A 16,157-nucleotide genomic window follows, 5' to 3' on the forward strand; every position below is an offset into this window, starting at 1 on the left:
CCGCCTGACCCGCATCCGGGTCGGTCACATCGAGCTTGCCACCGGTCGAGGCCAGCTTGTCTTCCGTGACTGCGCCCTGAGAGGCTCCGGCGATGACCGCTCGATCGTCGGTGCCCATTACGTTCACGACCAGTTGGTGGCTCGTTCCATCGACGCTGTGTACCGTGAACGTTTCGCGCTCGCTCTGCCCTGAAACCAGCGCCTGAACCGAGGGAGAGGCGTTGTCGAGCCTGTAGGTCCACCGACCCGACGCATCGATCTGCAGACTACCGAAGCTTCCAGTCAAAGACGTGGTTTGAAAATGTGCTTCGCCCGGATCCGGATCGACGATCGTCAGCGCGCCGGACACCGTCAGAACACGATCCTCGGACGTCGTTCCGGTATCCGTTCCCGAGATTCTGGCTGCGTCGGGTTGTGGCAACACATTGAAAGGCAACTGAACCTGTGCGGAGTGACCGTTTGGATCAACGACCGTTGCGGTTAGGTGCCCTGATCCGAACCAGTCGGTCGGGGGAGTCATGGTCAGGTTCTTAAGGTCGGTGCCGGGACCAAGGACCCACGTCCCACCCGGACCTGCGTGCCCTTGGTTCATGATCGTTCCGGGGGGCAACCCACTGATGGTCACAGTGGAGCCACCCTGCGTGTTGTTGCCGTTCACTACCGAGATCAGGACCGGCACAGGGTGGCCTTCCTTACCACCGGGGATCAACCCGGCGATGGCAGGCCCACTGGGCTGACCAGCCGTCACGATGTGGCTTGGCGTCTGTCCCGAAGCGTTACCGCCACCGCCAGTTGAAACGGAGGGGATGATAGCATGTCCGACATTCTGACCTGTGCCAATGCCCGGCAAAGCATGAGTGAAGTCGGGATGTCCAGCACCAGATTTCTGGATTTTAGTTGGGGGCAAGGGAGCCAGGCCGGACGAGGCCAACCAGTCGGAGCCGGACTCCGCCCCCGGACGACCCGGCTCGGAATGCAACTCGGAAAGGTCGGCGCCCATATGTCGTGCCAGGGCCGGCGCGGAGACCACCAACTGCCGGTTGCCGGAACCGCCGCCTTGCTCTACGCCATCCGGCGTCGCATGGGCGCCTTCGTCCTGTACATCCGGAAGGTCGCTCGTGTCGGTCACAACCCAAGCAAAAACCTCTTCGGACAACTCGTCTCTGGGATCCGCGGTCGAGCGGGAGGTTTGGGATTTGCTCGGGTTCTGATCGGACATCGCGTCTCTCCTCACCTCTCTGTCAATGCCAAGTCGAGATTGGTGTAGATGGGTTTCCAGACATACTGAAACACGGTCTTGGCACCGGTCTTGATATCGGCCTCACCGGTCATTCCGGCGATCAATGTAAGTCCGTCCTCAACATCGCGGAAATGGTCGCGGTCCAGCTGCACCAGCACTTCATAGTATGCTGTTCCTTTCTCATCGACAGCCGTTGTTGGCGAAACTCCCTCGACCGTGCCAGGCAATGCTCCGAAGCGACTGTAATCGAAGCTATCAACTTTCAACCGAACGGATTGGCCTACTGAGACGAAGCCAACATCGCGCGGCGACAAGCGGCCGCTGAAACGAAAGCCACCGTCGGCGGGAACGATCGTGACAACCATGCCGCCGGGATCAATGACATCGCCTATGGTGTCGTCGGGGATCGACTGAATAACACCGGCAATGGGTGACCGAATCTCCGTCTCGGCCACACGGCTCTGCAAGCCAGCGGCTTCGGCCTGCAAAGCACGCCGCTGGGAATCTGCTTCTGCAATCCGGCTCCGTGCCTTGGCAAACTCATCCAGTTCGACCTGTGTTAGCGATGCTTGTAGCTCGGCAATCTCGGCCTCGGCAATGGTTCGCCGGCCGGCGAGCTGGGCAAGATCAAAGCGATACTGTGCTTCCTGCTCGCGGAGTTCCGCGAGCTTCGCGCGCGCGCTTAGGCCCCGTTCCAGCAAGTCTTGTTGAATGGTGCGCTCCTCTTCGGCGACGGCGATTTGTTGAATGAGTTGGGGACGTTCCTCGTCGATGGCTGCAATCTCGGCACGCTTTTCTTCGATTTGCGACCGGATCACGGAGTGTTCGGCACGAATGAAGGCGCGCGTTGCTGCAAGCGCAGCTGTCTCGCGTTCCACAAGGTCACTGAAATCCTCGGCATGGGCCGAGAAATCCGGTTCCCGCCCCTCTGCAAGCGCGAGAAGCCGCTCGATCTCAAGCGACAGTCCCGCAATACGCGCTTCAGCCGCTCGGAGTGCCGATTGTGCCTCCGCCTGATCCAGAAGCGCCACGATCTCGTTCGCTTCCACCATCTGACCGCGCGCCACCCGCAGCTCGGCCAGTTGACCTCCGTGCCGGCTTTCAACCCGCTTCACCTGCGCGATGGGTTCGATTTCCCCGCGCGCCTTAGAGATCTCGTCGACCGGCGTGTAGACCATCCAGATCACCAGTGCGGTCAGACCGAGCAGAATGACAACCGCCGCACGACGCATCCAGACGAAGGTCGACGTATCGTAAAGGTCGAAAGGTTGATCTCCGCGATTTTCATGCATCGCTCTTCTCCTCAGTCGAAGCTTCTGCTTCTGGCTTTGTTGTCTGAACAGGCCCGCAATAGACGACATTGCCGGCGTCCAGAACGATGACGATATCGGCGTGCGCCGCGAGTTCCGTGTCGTGGGTTGCAAGAAAGATCGTAGCTTTGCCGCGCGTTTCGTCGATGAACTTCCCGATCTCGGCCACGGCATCCTTGCCATTCGCGGCAAGCGGATCATCGAGAACGAAGAACCTGCTGCAATGTTCCGTTATCGCGGTCCACGCCGCACGTTCCACCTTGGTTTCGGCTGTAAACCCGACGCCGGGCTTTGTCTTGCTTTGCTCTAGCCAGACGCTCTTGTCGCCACCGACATAAGCGCACCGTGCGTCGATCTCGTCGGGATCAAATTGGGACATCTGGCGCCCGTTCAGCGTCAGATGTCCGGATTGCGGACGCAGATGCCCTGCGATGAGCTGCAGCAAAGTGGATTTGCCCGAACCATTCAGCCCCATGACGACCACGACGCTCCCGGGGGAGACATCAAATGTAACGCCGGTAACGGCGGGCGGCTGACCGGCTTCATGACGGTAGAACAGCCCCTGTGCGGCCACGGCGGGTGCTTCAGGTTCAAGCGCTATCTGCAGATGTGACTCCTGGCCTATCGTTGGTGCCCGGAGTTGGGCCTCAAGGGAAGTCCAGCCGCTATGGATCGCCTTGAGACGAGGGATCGCCAGGAACAGCGATTGCGCGGGGCCGGTGATGCGCCAGGTCAGCAACATGGTACCGATCAATGTTCCCGGAGACAGATGGCCGTTCAGCGCAAGATCGATCCCGACGACCAGAGTCACGAGCGCGGTGCCGGATCCGAGCGTTGTCGCGATTGCAGACTGGGAACCGGTCCTCGCCATCAAACGGTGCGTGTCGCGCGCACTTGAGCGCAAGGTAGAGTCGAACCGCTGAAGCCATTTCTCACCCAGTCCGGCACGTTGAATGGCGCCGTTGGCATCAATTAGTTCGCCGATCATCTGGGAGCGTCTCTGGGATTGACGGACAGCAAACGGGTCCCGGCTGCCCGTTCCGGCGTTCATCAAAAGGCCGAAGCCAAAGAACAGCACGAGGTAGATTGCGGGGATGATAGCCATGCCCCCGCCGACGATCACAAGCGCGGCAAAAGTCAGCACTATAAATGGCGCGTCATAGATCGCCGCGATATTCGGCGAGGCGAACAAGTCGGCGGCGCGCTCGCCCTGCCGGACCTTCGCGACAATCGCACTGCCAGAGTTCCCTGCAGCGTTCGATGCGGGCGAACGAAGAGCCTTGCCGGTCAGCAATGTTGAAATCTGCCCCGAAAGCGAGGCGTATTCCGTGGAAGCAAGCCCTGACCGCACTCGGCGCATCGCCAGCATCGTGATCAAAACAATCACTGCGCCCGATAACAAGGCCGGAAGCGAATGAGCGGCGCCCCCACCCAGCACCCGATCATACACCGCCATGGTGAAGAACGGCACAGCAAGAGCGCATAGGTTGATGATCAGAGATTGCCACGCGACATGGACGAATGCGCCCCGCGCGCGGGAAGATATGTTGGCATAGGTGACCCTGGATGCCTCTGCTTCTGGAAGCATGCGCAGATAAAGGAGCGGCCCTGCCGGCAGATTGATCTGCCCCGTTTTTCCGGCCTCCGGGAACGAAACGAGATCGCCATCACGTCTTGCGACGCCAATCCAATTGGTGCCGTCTCTTGCAATCAGGGCTCCATCATGCCCGTCGCTCCAGGATTTCGGAAGGCCCTTGTTGATGGACGCGTGAACACCAATCAGATTGCTGGCGCGCGCCATGTCGGCCAGCGAAGAAGAATACCCACCGAAAGCCGCTTCAACGGTCTGATCGGAGTGACGCCCGTCGAGATACTTGAGAACAGATTGGAGAAAGCCGGTGGCGTCAGACATCATTCGACTCCCTCGATCCAATTTCTCGGATTGTCGAGGCGCTTGGCATCTTCAAGTCCGTCGCGGAGAGCCTGCGACGTGGTCTGTAAAAGTATTTTGACGTCATTTGCGCGGGGCAGGAGGAACTCCGACAACTTCTTCACAGCATCAACATCCAGGGAAGCTTCCGGGGCCTCAAGAATAACCAGCTCGGGGCTGCCAACGAATGCCTGGACGATTGCGGACCGTTTGGTGCCACCATCCGGCAGTGGCCGGCCGGAAGACGCAATCTCCGTGTCGTACCCATGGGGAAGTCGGCAAACGATGCTGTCCAGTCCGATCTCGCGCGCCAGGGTCAGAGCTTCCGATTCAAGATCCTTGTCCAGGCGGGACAGGCTATCCATGAGTCTACCGATCAAAAGCTGCGGCCGAGCAGACACGATCCGGGTCTTCTCCGGGTTTGCCATGTTATGCGGCAAATGATCGATGATGGCTTCCAACTTCTCTGTCTCAGTCTGCTGCGAACACGCCTCGAGGATCCAAATGCCCCCGCCAGTCGAACTCAGGTATTCTTTCGTTCGTTTCGAAGGCTGCCTTCCGCTCTCTCCGCTGACTTCGAAGATCGCCTTTGAACGCTCCGCCGTGACGGCCGCAGGCTGGGCACGCAGGCCCGTCGCCGCAACTCCAACAATCTGAGATGCCGCCCGGGAACCCAGCAACGTGCAGGCGGCAAGGCCGCCGGTTGTCATCTGCCCAGCGAGCACTTCTCCGGCACCCAGCCAAACAACGCCGACGGTCGAGATGAGTGCGCCACTCTGCAACAGATCTAGTTGGAAGCTACTGATATTCTGCGTTGTCTTGTTTGCTTGGGACTGGACGGCTCGCGCGTGGGCAAGACGCGAGAATCCGGAACCGATGCTGGCCAGGCTCGTCGTGTTCGAGGGCGTATTTGCGAGCGCAGTGACACCGGCTTCGTACTGTGCGCCCGACAGTAGTTCCTCCTCCAGAGCTGATCGGTTCCGCGATGCCACCGCGAGGAACGCGAGCATCGATACGGCAGCAACCAACAAGGGCGCTACAACAACGGTTCCACCAAGATACGCAATCAGAGCGATGAAAACGATGGAGAAAGGCGCATCAAATCGCGCGAGCATCGTTTGACCGACATTCACATCGCGTGCCTTTGCAGGCGCGGAGGCGAGTAGAAGGGCTTTCTCTCGGCTATAATGTCCATGAAGCAGTTCTCGGGCTGATCGAGACCACAGCCTGTGTTCTTCCAGCGCAGACCAGCGTGCAAATATGCCGGACCTTACGTATCGGAGCAGTCCCGAAAACAACAAGGCCACGACAACCGCCGAGAAAATGACAATAGCCGACCCGGCCGACTGATTTGGCAAAATTCGGTCGTAGACTTGAAGTAGAGCCAGCGGAAGCGCCAACGCCAGCACGTTGATTCCCATGGACAGAAGGCCCACAAAAACGCGCGCGCTCATCTTCCGACCCGGAGCATGATTGGGTCGACTGCTTTGTAACGCCTCATCAATACCCATACTACTGATTCCTCAAACCTCGAAAGTCTTAGTTTACGTTGCCGAACTCCATTCAAAAACTCACGTTTTTTATTGTTGGTTTGTTTTCATTTGGCCGGGTTTGTCGAGAACAGCAGAAGGAGCGGAGCTCCAACGAAATGCACTTTGGCTGTTTCCTCCGATGAAGATCTACATATGAGGAAGGCAAAGAATTCACGTACTGCGTCTATTCCCATTGTGCTAAGCTTGTTCGCCAGCGTCCCTCTTCTTTGTCCCAAACGCTGGCCGTTACACACGGGGTTGGGTTTATGCCACCACACTGCGAGCCATGCACTTGCGCTAGGAGCACTTTGAACGGACCAAGTACCTCCAGCGACCATCCCTTGTTCAATAGGGATTGGATCGAACCCTCCACGAGGAAGTGCGACATACAACCGCCGGTTCCACAATAGAGCGACGCAGCGGACGAACAGGCAAAGCCATACTCGTTCAAGACCCAATCTGCATATAAATCGCCATCAAGGTCGACCCGGTCAAGTGCGCCCCAGTCCAGCGCGAACTCTCCATCATCAATTGCCGCGCAAGCTGCCTGCGCATTCTCAACTTTGGATTGGAGTTGCACAGGCAGCGTCGAGATGTCTTGCGAATGAGCAGGCGCTGCCCCCATCACAAAAACCAGAAATGGTGCGGCCAGAAGAAGGGGCGCAATCAGCCCCCGGATAGAAACGTTTAGTTGCATTGGTCGTACCTGTAGTCCCCGTACTCGATCCAGTTCTGGCCGCCATCTTGGAACACCAGAAACTCCGAGCGATCTTCAGCGAGCAGAGCCACGACAAATCCCTTCGGAGGTTGCGCATTGCCAAAGTAGCTGTACGCAGTTATTGCTCGGGTAGTCTGGCCATTTACAGTGACAAACGCGTTCCAATCACTGCTTGATGACTCAAGAAGAGCGTACTCGATCTGTCGCTTCACCCCGCCGCCACCGCAATACACGATGCCCTCCGGCGCTTCTGGCTGTGAAGATGCCTCTGCGCTGCGCCCGCAGGCCGCTTTCAGTGACCGGACCGCCGCGGCCGACCCCTTCAAGTCGAATATCCCATATGTGACATCCTGGTCGATCATTGATAGGTCCACGGCGGCGTTTGCAGCAATTTGGTCGAGTACGAAGTCATAGTCGCTGCTGTTTCGAAAAACGATCTCGATCGGGTAGTTGTCGACAATATTTACCGACGCATTGTCTCGCCCGACTTGGAACGCACCAACTTCAGTTGTTCCGTTTGCGAGAAACCGAATGGACACTCCTTGCTTTGAGGCAATGTCCTGGCTGTCTTCATAGCCTGCGGGCGCAAATCGAATGCGGTCACACTGAAGTTCGAGGGTTGAGTTGTTACTTTGAATAAAAGCGTTGGGCGACGGCGAACCTACGAATGACCAATCCGCCAAAGCAGGCGCAGCACAAATGCATGCCGCAGCAACCCCCGCCAATGTCCAAGTTTTCATGTTACATGCTCCCTTTGTGTCTGTTGAACGTCTGAAAGCTGTCCGCAATATCTGCATACGATCGGCTTCGGTTCACGCCGGCGGTGGGCCATAGGCGTTGGTACCTTCCTCAGACGGTCGTGTGAGCCACCAAATCATCATGATTGCCAGTACCACCTGTAGTACAACCACGACCATCAGCCCTATGCCGCCAAGAAACTCCGCGGGCCTACGCAGCGTATCAGGATCTTCGACACCGGTCTCAAGCACTGAGAAAACTGCGACACCGCCAAGCAACATGAAAGTTGTTGCCAGTGATAAAGCTGCTGGAAGCAACAAGTACCACCCCGGACGCCCGCTATCATGTAGGCGACGCCATCCAGCCGCTAGTAAGGGAACCAACACCATAAGTTGGAAAATCGAATTGAGCGGTCCCGAACGGTCACCGGTTTCGAGGTTGGCACCGAACACCGTAGCGTCGACAACAGAGAGAAGCACACTGACAATGACGACAAACAAAACGAACCACCAGTACTCTGGGCGTGAAGCCCGGCCAGAGAAAACAAAGTACTTCTTCAAGCAAACGCGAGATGACTCAATTAAGCCCATGCCTTATTTCCTTCTACCCATGCGGTAACTATATATTTCTACTTATGCGGTAACTATTGAACAGATCCAGTAGGTGCGTCAATTTTTTCTGTGAATTCTCTTCTCTTTAGGTAAGCTTGAATTCGTTAAGGCAGACTTAAGCATTGTGTAGATGATGACCTCGATTCCGCAGCCGAATGAGTGGGAATGTACCAATGGCCATTAGAAAACTCGCCAGCATGACCTTGGTAGGCGCTGTTGCCCTCCTATCCTTTTGGGCCGGCTCCACCTACCGCGATATGATCTATTCGGATGCCTGTCTTGATATAGGCGGCGGCCGAGAGCCGGGCGGGCATCAGATCTGTGTGCTTGTTGCCGGTTCCACCCCACTTCGTCTTGGACCCATTCTGATTATGCCCGAATACGTTGCTACCGCCGATGTTGAAGTCGTAGCCGACGGTGACGCGCTGCTGAATTTGGGCCTGAACAAGGACGTCGCCGCAGCCTTGGCTGCTTATACTGAGAACGCGATCGGAAAGCCCCTCGACATTGTGGTAGGCGGCCAACTCGTAAACTCTGTCGAAGTTCGCGAAGCCGTCACCGGGACTCAGATCTCGCTGGCCATGCCCGCAGGTTTGGCCGAGAAGGTTCTCAAGGACTTGAACGCGGGCCGCAATTAGGAAACTGACAACCAGTGACCTGTAACATTGAAGCATACATCATGGACTGGAGACATCGAGTGTTGGCGCGACTTATCCTGCTTGTATTTTTTGCGCCTGCCGCTGTTCTTGCCGACGGTGTGCATTTTTCCGGTCTCTATGTGCCGCAAGGATTGACGTGCGAAGATGGAGCAAGGATTTCCGAGGAGTACGGTGACCTACGAGCAGGGTATGTCATTTATGATAACGAGGGTCGCAAGTCTGACGACGGAGACTGCGACTACACCCAGGTTCAGCCCTTGCGCGGTACGGCGTTGCAAATCGTGGATCTTGCATGTTCCTACGATGGGTCCTCATACGAGTATCGTCAGGTGCTGACCCCTTTGAGCGAAAACCGCATGATGGCACTCAGCAGCCTTGATGACGGAACTTCGATATATCAGATTTATACCTATTGCGCCTGGGTGCCAGAAAGCAACTGACGAAAATGAATGTTTTCCGACCGGCGGTTATATCCGTAGCAACTCTGATCTTTGCAGGGTGCTATTTGAGTCGCCCATTGCTTGCTGGAGATCCATACGAAAGAATAATGGGTCATCGGAAAGACGAATATCGGAAAATTTTATCCAGAGGAATAACGCGCCAGAGCGCCTTCGCCGGACGATGGCCCTAGAATGAAAGGTCTCGCATGAACAAATTAACCACCGCGTTGCTTGCAGTTGTCGCCACACTGCTTGCCGGTTGTGCCGACCCGGTCTGACAAGGATACGCAGGCTAAGACGTTCAATCGGTCGTGCTTGATCAGGGCCCGCCTGCCAATGTTGAACAATTGTCCGATGTCCGACACGCGTATCAGTGGATTGTTGAATACACGGGCACCCGCCCGGTTGTATCTAATACCACTACGAATGTGGAAAGCGATGTGGCTGGGTCGACCACGGCCAACGCCACTACGACAACCCATGTTCCTTACACGCAACGATGCCTCTACACACTGATCGCGGTGCCGCGGGGAAGTCGCTGGTTCGTTGATGGCATGCGTAACGGCGGCCCAACTTGCCGCTAGGTTTGCGGGGCCCTCTGGCCTCGAACTTGAATGAAGGGCGACATCAATTCAAAGCGGCAGAAACGGAATCCCCGCAGCGCTTTCGATCTGTCAGACCAGCCAATCTGTTCATAAAATGTCCCAACTCGGGTGCACTTTTCGAAGACCGGTGACCCGTGCTCGCTATGCCCCGCTTACAAACAACGCTGGTAATACGTTGTTCATGGGGGGATTTTACGGGACCCAACCAGAAGGGTCGCATCAATGCCGATCAGGCCCCTTGACCCGGCCAGACCAGGTTGAAAATCAGTATGACAAAAGCAAAAGCAATCGCCAATAACAGACGCTTGCGACCCTTTGTTTTACCCTCGAGGACGCCGGACAACTCCATCGCCCAATATGTTGCGAACAACAAAGCCCCCGAGATTATCGCATGGAGAAAATCATACTGCATCTTGACTTGCACTCCTTATCGGGACGAGACTGGCCTTTGAGGAAACAAATACCGGAGGCAAAAATGCGTTTGCAAACATCTTTTCTGCTGCCAAGCCTTGGCATTCTGTCTTTGACTGCCTGTTTAGAGGTGTCTGAACCGGTTTCCGGCGGTAACGAAGCTGTCGCGCGGGCAAACTGTGTGAATAGCGTCAACTCGACCATAGGCGCGGGTGGGTCAAGCATTTCCGATGTGACAGTTCTCGAAGACGGTTACAGCTTTCTGGTAGCAGTACCCGGAGCCGAGCAGCCGTGGGTTTGCGAAGCAGACTTTGCCGGTAACGTCGGAGAAGTATTTTATCTGGGTGAAGGCTAAACGAGTTCAGCGATTGCTGGTGGCGACGCGCAAGCATGCGCCGTCTCACCTTATGATCCGCTTCCAACTCGGGTTACGCGCAGCCAGTTCTTCTAAAGTACCGGGTCCGTGCGCTGCTCCGAATAACACCACAACGTCACTCGGGGCAGCCTCGATCATCTCTGCGAGATGCTCGTTTCGCAAGTCAATGATCACCATCGGTGTCTTGGCGATATCCCCTGTCGGCATTACAAACTCGCTTATCGGCGTTAATCGATTTTCATCGGAAATTTCCAGCTTTCCCATCGAGCTCTCATAAGCGTCGGCTAACTCAGCAGGGGTTAGGTCCGCGTTCACGTCTCGACCACCGGGAAACCCCAGGAACATCTCATTGTCCTGCGCCACGAGTCCTTCTGCGACATTCTCCGCATAAAACGCTGGGGTCGGCAGGAAACCAAGCATCGCCCGAATGCGCAATTGGTCTTCATGGCTAGCGGCTTCAAAATCGACAAACTCATAAAACAGGTCTGCTCCGCCGGACTTCAAATTCTGAACCACCCCGGCAATAGCAGTGTAGAACTCGGGCTCTGCCTGATGGATCATAGGCACGAAATAGAGTGTCCTAGTACCGTCAGAAAACTGTAGCAGTTTGACGCTTCCGACCGTGCCGTCGACCAAGAAATGCTCCTCTGTCAATTCAGCGATACTACCGGGTGGTCCATCCGCAATATCTCCAACTGCCTGCGCGGCCGCAGGCATCATGATGCAAGAAAAAAAGATACTGGTGAATGCAAGCCGACAAGTTGCGGCAATTGAACTCTTCATATTCATGCTTCCCCTTTGCAAGCGTGCGCAAACAAAACTGCTTAGACTCGAAGTCTAATAGAATACGCTTTGCACCTCGCTGAAATCAGTAGTCCAGAACAGGTTTGCAAATCTGAAAGACCCTTCGTTGACGACACCCTCGATTGAGACCTAAAGGAAACCGTTTTCCGTAACGAAGACAATCAACTCTCCCATAAAGCGTTCTGCCTGTCGGACCCTGCGTGCGATAATGCATTCGACTACTCCGGCTGACAACGCCTTTGAAAACTCCTGAATCAGCTGAGGCCTCACACTATCAGGCATGTCGAGTTGCGCTACAGCAGCTTCTATTTGCCCAATTGAAAGATGTGCTTTGGCCTGTTCCAGAGCAGGATGACTGCTTGGCTGGTCAATGCGCTCACACGCAGCATAGCTGCCGGTACTGAGCAGCAGTGAAACCGGAAGTGCTGTCAGAAAACGCTTTATGATCAGAATCACGAAAGTCCTTTCGCTTGTGTTCCACTTCCCGCAGAGCGTAATGCCGACCCCACAGAACAACCAAGCAAAAACTTGTTTGAGTTGGGAGCGGGTGTTTTAAACCGAATGGGCTTGCACATCGCTTCTTTGAAGGTCGGACATGTGCAGGATATTGTTGAGCTCATGGTGTCGACAACCACCATTAGGCTGCATCTGAGCTGCTCCTCTGACAGGTTTTGAGTTTGAGGTTGGCCAGTTCCCTGGCTGATGAGAGGAGCTGTGACGGAATGCCGTTTCAAAGACGCGCTGCTCATTGACACTCAGCGGGCATTTCGTGTGGGCATGATGTTGCCACTCGCCCAGTCGCATATTGGACAAGCATCGAGTCCTGCTCATCATCTGTGACAACAAACAAAGACTCACCGTCCGGCGACAAGGCCACACCTTCGGTGTTTTTCAACCTGCGCCTCTTTTCGCCGTCTATCCAGTAAAGATCAAACGTTGCTACGTCGCCGTCATCTGGCAGAAAATGCACGGATCTTCCAACATCGCTGACGATCCAGAGCCCCCTTCTTTTTGGATCAACCGCCAACCCCGACACGTCCTCACCACCTGGCAAGATTTCATCGAGAGAGCGCACTGAAACAACCCGGTCCAGTGATGGCGCAATCACGACAAGCAGTCTGGGGCTCCGTTCCTTCAGAACAAGAACCGTTCCAGTTTCGGGATCGATGGCAATGCCTTCCAATCCATTCTGTCGGTCTTCTAACGCATCGGTAAGGTCTGTGGGGCTCGGTAGTGCCGTGACGTCGACAACTTCGGCACGATGGGGTGGCACGAGCGAGACCGTGACGATACTTCCGGTGCGCTCAGACACCATCAGAAGGCGGCGCTGAGCGACATCATGTGCCACCCCTTCGAGGTCGCGCAGTCGATCATCACGGCCGGTGTAGGCAGCAATATCGCCGTTAGCGTCAAGCCTGAATGCAGTGTGCGTGCTATCGGAAACAATCCAGAATCCGGTCCCGTCCGGATCAGTGGCCAGCCCCGAAGGTTCAGACAGTCCGATCTCAGGAAAATAGAGTGGAATATGCGAAACGTATTTCAGTTCAAGCGCGCTAACTGCTGTCGAAAACCCGATCGGTGCACAAAGTAAAGCGAGCGCAGCAACTTTAGGAAACATGCCAGCCTTTGGCGCGATGACCCGCCTGGCCCAGATCATCAAGCACGCCAGGCACACGGCTTACGGCTTCAGAATCGCTATGAGAAAGAACGAATTCGATTGTGGGCTTGAAGTCGTTCTTTCGCATCGAAACGATCCGGAAACTCTTGGCCTCAAAAGCCGCCTTTAGCGGTTCGATAGCAGCTCGGAGTGCATCATCGTCGTCGAACTTCACCTCCACAACGGACGTTTTTCTCGCGGTAACGAACCACAGCGTTGCCCAACCAGCAACTGTCGCGACGAGTGCCATAACCGGCAGATTCAGTCCAACCGCCAAACCGACGAGGGTCACAATGATCAGGATTGCGCCATCGACCAATGAGTTTGACGCCATGCGGAACCGGAAGAGACTGCCAAGGCCGAAAATGACAAAACCAATCAGGTAACCGTGGTGGATGACGAGGAACCCCACGAACATCCCGATCAGTCCGAAAAGGAATATGCTCACTTGCACACTCCAGCCTTGTGTATCTTGCCGAAGCGCGTTGCCACGTGGATGGAAGGCGAAGGCAACGGCAAGCAAAAGTGTCTCGATCACTGAAAGGAAGAATTCAAGCAACTCCTCCGTGTTCGCGATCTGCGACCACCCAGCATCCCGCACTGTAATGCTCGTGGGTAACGTAAGCGTCCCCTCAGGCGACTGGGCCAAGGTCAAATCTGGCAGACTGCATCCTACGAGCGCGATCAGAAGCACAGTGGCGAGGGGCTGGAACATCCGTTGATTTCGTTTCGTCGTTGTTTCTACTTGACCATTTCTACCGCACCGGATGGAACGGTATCAATCCGATAGATTACGCGCTCGGGTGTGTTCAGGCTTTCCGGCAGCGTACGCACATCAACAGGGGTCCGGAAGTCGGGGGCCTGCAAGGCCGACACCCGAATTGTGCCGTCTGCCTCGATATCGAGGAGCGTGATGGTTTTGGGCCCCGGACGCTCGGCTCCGATCAAGCGCCGAGATCCGCCGCCCAGTTCAGCCTGAGCAATCACTGACAACCGATCAAGGTGACCCGGGTAGAAGGCGTGATGATGTCCCGAGAGGTGAAGGCCGACGTCGATCTGCTCAAGCAGAGTTTCCAGATCAGGGTCGCCAATAATGTGGGTTTCGCGGCCTTCGGTGAAGGGCCATAGCGGCATATGGCTAAAAACGATCCGCGCCGGCCCTGCGTCTTCGAAAACAGTCGCGAGGGCGACCATCTGGGCGGAGTCCAGACGACCGATCGTGGTCGCGTCTAGCGACACAAGGCGGGCTGGCCCAATATCGAAGGCATAGAAGAAAGGATAATTGTCATCCTCCACGAAACTCACCTCGGGGCGCCTGTCCTTCCATTGCTCAGCGTACAAGCGCCGTTCTTGTTCGAAACCCTTGTAACCTGACGCGTCGTGGTTTCCCGGGGTTACAGCCATCGGAATGCCCGCCGCCGTAAGCGGATCGGTGACAGCAGCGTGAAACGCAGCCCACATCGCCCGTACTTCGGTTTCAGATAGCAGGGGCTGTCGCTGACCGGCGACCATGTCACCGGTCGAGACGACGAGATCAGGAGAAAGCGCAATAATGGCAGAAACTGCGCGGTGGACGTTTGCAGAATAGTCAGTCGAGCCGTAGCTGCCATTCAGGTCCGAGATCACCACGATCCGAACGGCCTCGGCAGCCGCCTGAACACCAGCCAGCACCCACAAAATCAGGCCAAGGGCGAGGCTACGCCGGATCACAAGTGATCTCGTCAGGCACAACGTCGCCGGTGAGGAAGAACTCTTTGGGGTTCAGATCGAACCTCAATTGCCCTGCTCGGCAACTGTCCTGAAGGATGCCTGCCGCGAGCGCTGTGTTGTTGACGACCTGAGCGACCTCTCTTTCCTTGAGCCCAAGGCTTGTCGAAAGCCACTGATAGATCGGCCCCTGCGATTGTAGATCACGGTCGAGCGCTACCAGACGCTCGTATACTGCGCCGTCAAAATGATGGAGTTTTTCGAGCATCTCGGTGCTTTTTGCAAAGTTTGCGTATGCAACACGCCCACCGGCATCATTGTCATTGAGGTTGGTGCGTCTCAGAAGCATTGCGCCTGCAGGCACGTCGCCATCTCCAGCTTCATGGTGCTTGGCCCTTTTGTGCTCCAGATCACCGTCCTCGATCCAATAGTAGTAAGGCGTGAAGTCGATATTCCCAACCCGGTCCTGCTGACTGAAGATAAAGTCGAGGAGGACAATCTCAGAGATCTCGCGCATCCAGTAGGCCATCTGCTCGCGAGGCACGTCCGGCCCGAGGTCGCGGTTGATCTGGCCGTCCCGACGACCTTTGGCGAGGCCAGTGTCAATTGCATCGATCAGCGGCGCATCCTCGCGCAAAGCCAAAAAGGCCGGAGTTTCCTGGAAGTCCCGGTTCTGGCCCTTGCCCCAACCTGATTTGCGCGTGCCGTTGATCTCAGATCCATACCTATGTCCCGGGCTCAATGTCATAATACCATAGATCTGCGTGCGATCAGCGGTGAAGATGTCATCTGTTGGGCTATAGGACGCGGGGTTCGTTTCGGCATCGACCAGGTGCTTCCACCCGGCATGGTTCATCCGCGCGGACCCGGACATGGAAAGGCCCGGGCGCGCGACCTCTGATGTGTGCATCGCCACGTCCATCGAGCGCCAGACTGCGACGGGAACTTTCACATCCATGTCGAAATACCGAGAGAAATGATAATAGAGCAGCGGCGAAGCGGAGTATGTTCCGCTAGTGCCTTCGGCGTTCATTGTCACCTTGAACTTGGCATGCTGGCCCTCGGCGAGATCCTTGGCCGACTTGCCCTCCTTGCACGCGTTGCGCTCAAACGCGACGCGGCCGTTCGCATAGGACCCGGTCGAGATGTCATATACCATCATGCCGGGGCTCGTGCTCCAGGTCTTGGGGCAAAGTGCGACCGCGTCGGCGTAAAGGTCGACAGCACAGAAGGCGGCTTCGTCTTCGAGATCGCGTTTGGAATATGAACCGCCAGGGATCTGCGCGATCCTTACGCAGCGCTCCTCTACGCCGTTGGGGCTCGAGAAGGTGGTTGTGTCGCCGCGGACCGCATCGGTTGCAAATCCAGGAGTGGCGGAAAGAAAAGCAAAAAAGCAAATCGTGGTTCGGATCATTGTGC

17 protein-coding genes are annotated in these 16,157 nt (G+C 56.2%); 3 read left to right on the forward strand and 14 right to left on the reverse strand.

What is annotated here, in order from left to right; genetic code table 11:
- From Q0955_RS08860 to Q0955_RS08890, 7 genes are all read right to left on the reverse strand, one after another.
- On the reverse strand, nt 1-1,234 hold a 1,234-nt coding region (locus tag Q0955_RS08860; RefSeq protein ID WP_299423259.1), incomplete at its 3' end, for a VCBS domain-containing protein.
- Nucleotides 1,231-2,532 (reverse strand): HlyD family type I secretion periplasmic adaptor subunit, encoded by a 1,302-nt coding sequence (locus tag Q0955_RS08865; RefSeq protein ID WP_299423262.1) that lies wholly within the window; start codon nt 2,530-2,532, stop codon nt 1,231-1,233. The genes Q0955_RS08860 and Q0955_RS08865, both read right to left, overlap by 4 nt.
- Complete coding sequence (locus Q0955_RS08870; protein WP_299423264.1) at nt 2,525-4,462, reverse strand: ATP-binding cassette domain-containing protein; 1,938 nt, start codon at nt 4,460-4,462, stop codon at nt 2,525-2,527. The genes Q0955_RS08865 and Q0955_RS08870 overlap by 8 nt, the downstream gene beginning before the upstream one ends.
- The gene (locus Q0955_RS08875; RefSeq protein ID WP_299423267.1) at nt 4,462-5,991 is read right to left on the reverse strand and encodes a hypothetical protein; all 1,530 of its coding nucleotides are present in this window, start codon (nt 5,989-5,991) and stop codon (nt 4,462-4,464) included. Before Q0955_RS08875 ends, Q0955_RS08870 begins: the two co-directional genes overlap by 1 nt.
- Nucleotides 5,992-6,196: 205 nt before the next feature.
- The gene (locus Q0955_RS08880; RefSeq protein WP_299423268.1) at nt 6,197-6,709 is read right to left on the reverse strand and encodes a hypothetical protein; all 513 of its coding nucleotides are present in this window, start codon (nt 6,707-6,709) and stop codon (nt 6,197-6,199) included.
- Nucleotides 6,700-7,470 (reverse strand): hypothetical protein, encoded by a 771-nt coding sequence (locus Q0955_RS08885; RefSeq protein WP_299423271.1) that lies wholly within the window; start codon nt 7,468-7,470, stop codon nt 6,700-6,702. Before Q0955_RS08885 ends, Q0955_RS08880 begins: the two co-directional genes overlap by 10 nt.
- A gap of 72 nt (nt 7,471-7,542) precedes the next feature.
- Nucleotides 7,543-8,058, reverse strand: a complete 516-nt coding sequence (locus Q0955_RS08890) for a DUF805 domain-containing protein (protein WP_299423273.1) — start codon at nt 8,056-8,058, stop codon at nt 7,543-7,545.
- Nucleotides 8,059-8,252: 194 nt separating this feature from the next.
- Here Q0955_RS08890 and Q0955_RS08895 point away from each other — a divergent pair, with 194 nt between their 5' ends.
- Both Q0955_RS08895 and Q0955_RS08900 read left to right on the forward strand, forming a co-directional pair.
- Nucleotides 8,253-8,717, forward strand: a complete 465-nt coding sequence (locus Q0955_RS08895) for a hypothetical protein (protein WP_299423276.1) — start codon at nt 8,253-8,255, stop codon at nt 8,715-8,717.
- A 41-nt stretch (nt 8,718-8,758) separates the two neighbouring features.
- Complete coding sequence (locus tag Q0955_RS08900; RefSeq protein WP_299423278.1) at nt 8,759-9,178, forward strand: hypothetical protein; 420 nt, start codon at nt 8,759-8,761, stop codon at nt 9,176-9,178.
- An 834-nt stretch (nt 9,179-10,012) separates the two neighbouring features.
- On the opposite strand, the gene Q0955_RS08905 is transcribed toward Q0955_RS08900, so the two are convergent.
- A complete protein-coding gene (locus tag Q0955_RS08905; RefSeq protein WP_299423281.1) occupies nt 10,013-10,195 on the reverse strand; it encodes a hypothetical protein in 183 nt (60 codons plus the stop codon).
- 63 nt (nt 10,196-10,258) lie between these two features.
- On the opposite strand from Q0955_RS08905, the gene Q0955_RS08910 reads away from it, so the two are divergent.
- Nucleotides 10,259-10,549, forward strand: coding sequence for a hypothetical protein (locus Q0955_RS08910; RefSeq protein WP_299423284.1), 291 nt, complete (start codon nt 10,259-10,261; stop codon nt 10,547-10,549).
- Between the two features lie 45 nt (nt 10,550-10,594).
- Here Q0955_RS08910 and Q0955_RS08915 read toward each other — a convergent pair whose 3' ends face one another.
- The 6 genes from Q0955_RS08915 to Q0955_RS08940 all read right to left on the reverse strand — a co-directional run bounded on the left by Q0955_RS08915 (nt 10,595) and on the right by Q0955_RS08940 (nt 16,152).
- Nucleotides 10,595-11,353 (reverse strand): hypothetical protein, encoded by a 759-nt coding sequence (locus tag Q0955_RS08915; RefSeq protein ID WP_299423288.1) that lies wholly within the window; start codon nt 11,351-11,353, stop codon nt 10,595-10,597.
- Nucleotides 11,354-11,503: 150 nt separating this feature from the next.
- Nucleotides 11,504-11,830, reverse strand: coding sequence for a hypothetical protein (locus Q0955_RS08920; protein WP_299423290.1), 327 nt, complete (start codon nt 11,828-11,830; stop codon nt 11,504-11,506).
- A gap of 289 nt (nt 11,831-12,119) precedes the next feature.
- On the reverse strand, nt 12,120-13,031 hold the full coding sequence (locus tag Q0955_RS08925; RefSeq protein WP_299424351.1) for an SdiA-regulated domain-containing protein: 912 nt from the start codon (nt 13,029-13,031) through the stop codon (nt 12,120-12,122).
- Nucleotides 12,982-13,746, reverse strand: coding sequence for a hypothetical protein (locus tag Q0955_RS08930; protein WP_299423293.1), 765 nt, complete (start codon nt 13,744-13,746; stop codon nt 12,982-12,984). Before Q0955_RS08930 ends, Q0955_RS08925 begins: the two co-directional genes overlap by 50 nt.
- A gap of 26 nt (nt 13,747-13,772) precedes the next feature.
- Nucleotides 13,773-14,741 (reverse strand): metallophosphoesterase, encoded by a 969-nt coding sequence (locus Q0955_RS08935; protein ID WP_299423295.1) that lies wholly within the window; start codon nt 14,739-14,741, stop codon nt 13,773-13,775.
- On the reverse strand, nt 14,728-16,152 hold the full coding sequence (locus tag Q0955_RS08940; protein WP_299423298.1) for a hypothetical protein: 1,425 nt from the start codon (nt 16,150-16,152) through the stop codon (nt 14,728-14,730). The genes Q0955_RS08935 and Q0955_RS08940 overlap by 14 nt, the downstream gene beginning before the upstream one ends.
- Between the last annotated feature and the right edge of the window lie 5 nt (nt 16,153-16,157).

It is taken from the genome of uncultured Shimia sp. (assembly GCF_947493595.1).
Lineage (GTDB): Bacteria > Pseudomonadota > Alphaproteobacteria > Rhodobacterales > Rhodobacteraceae > Shimia.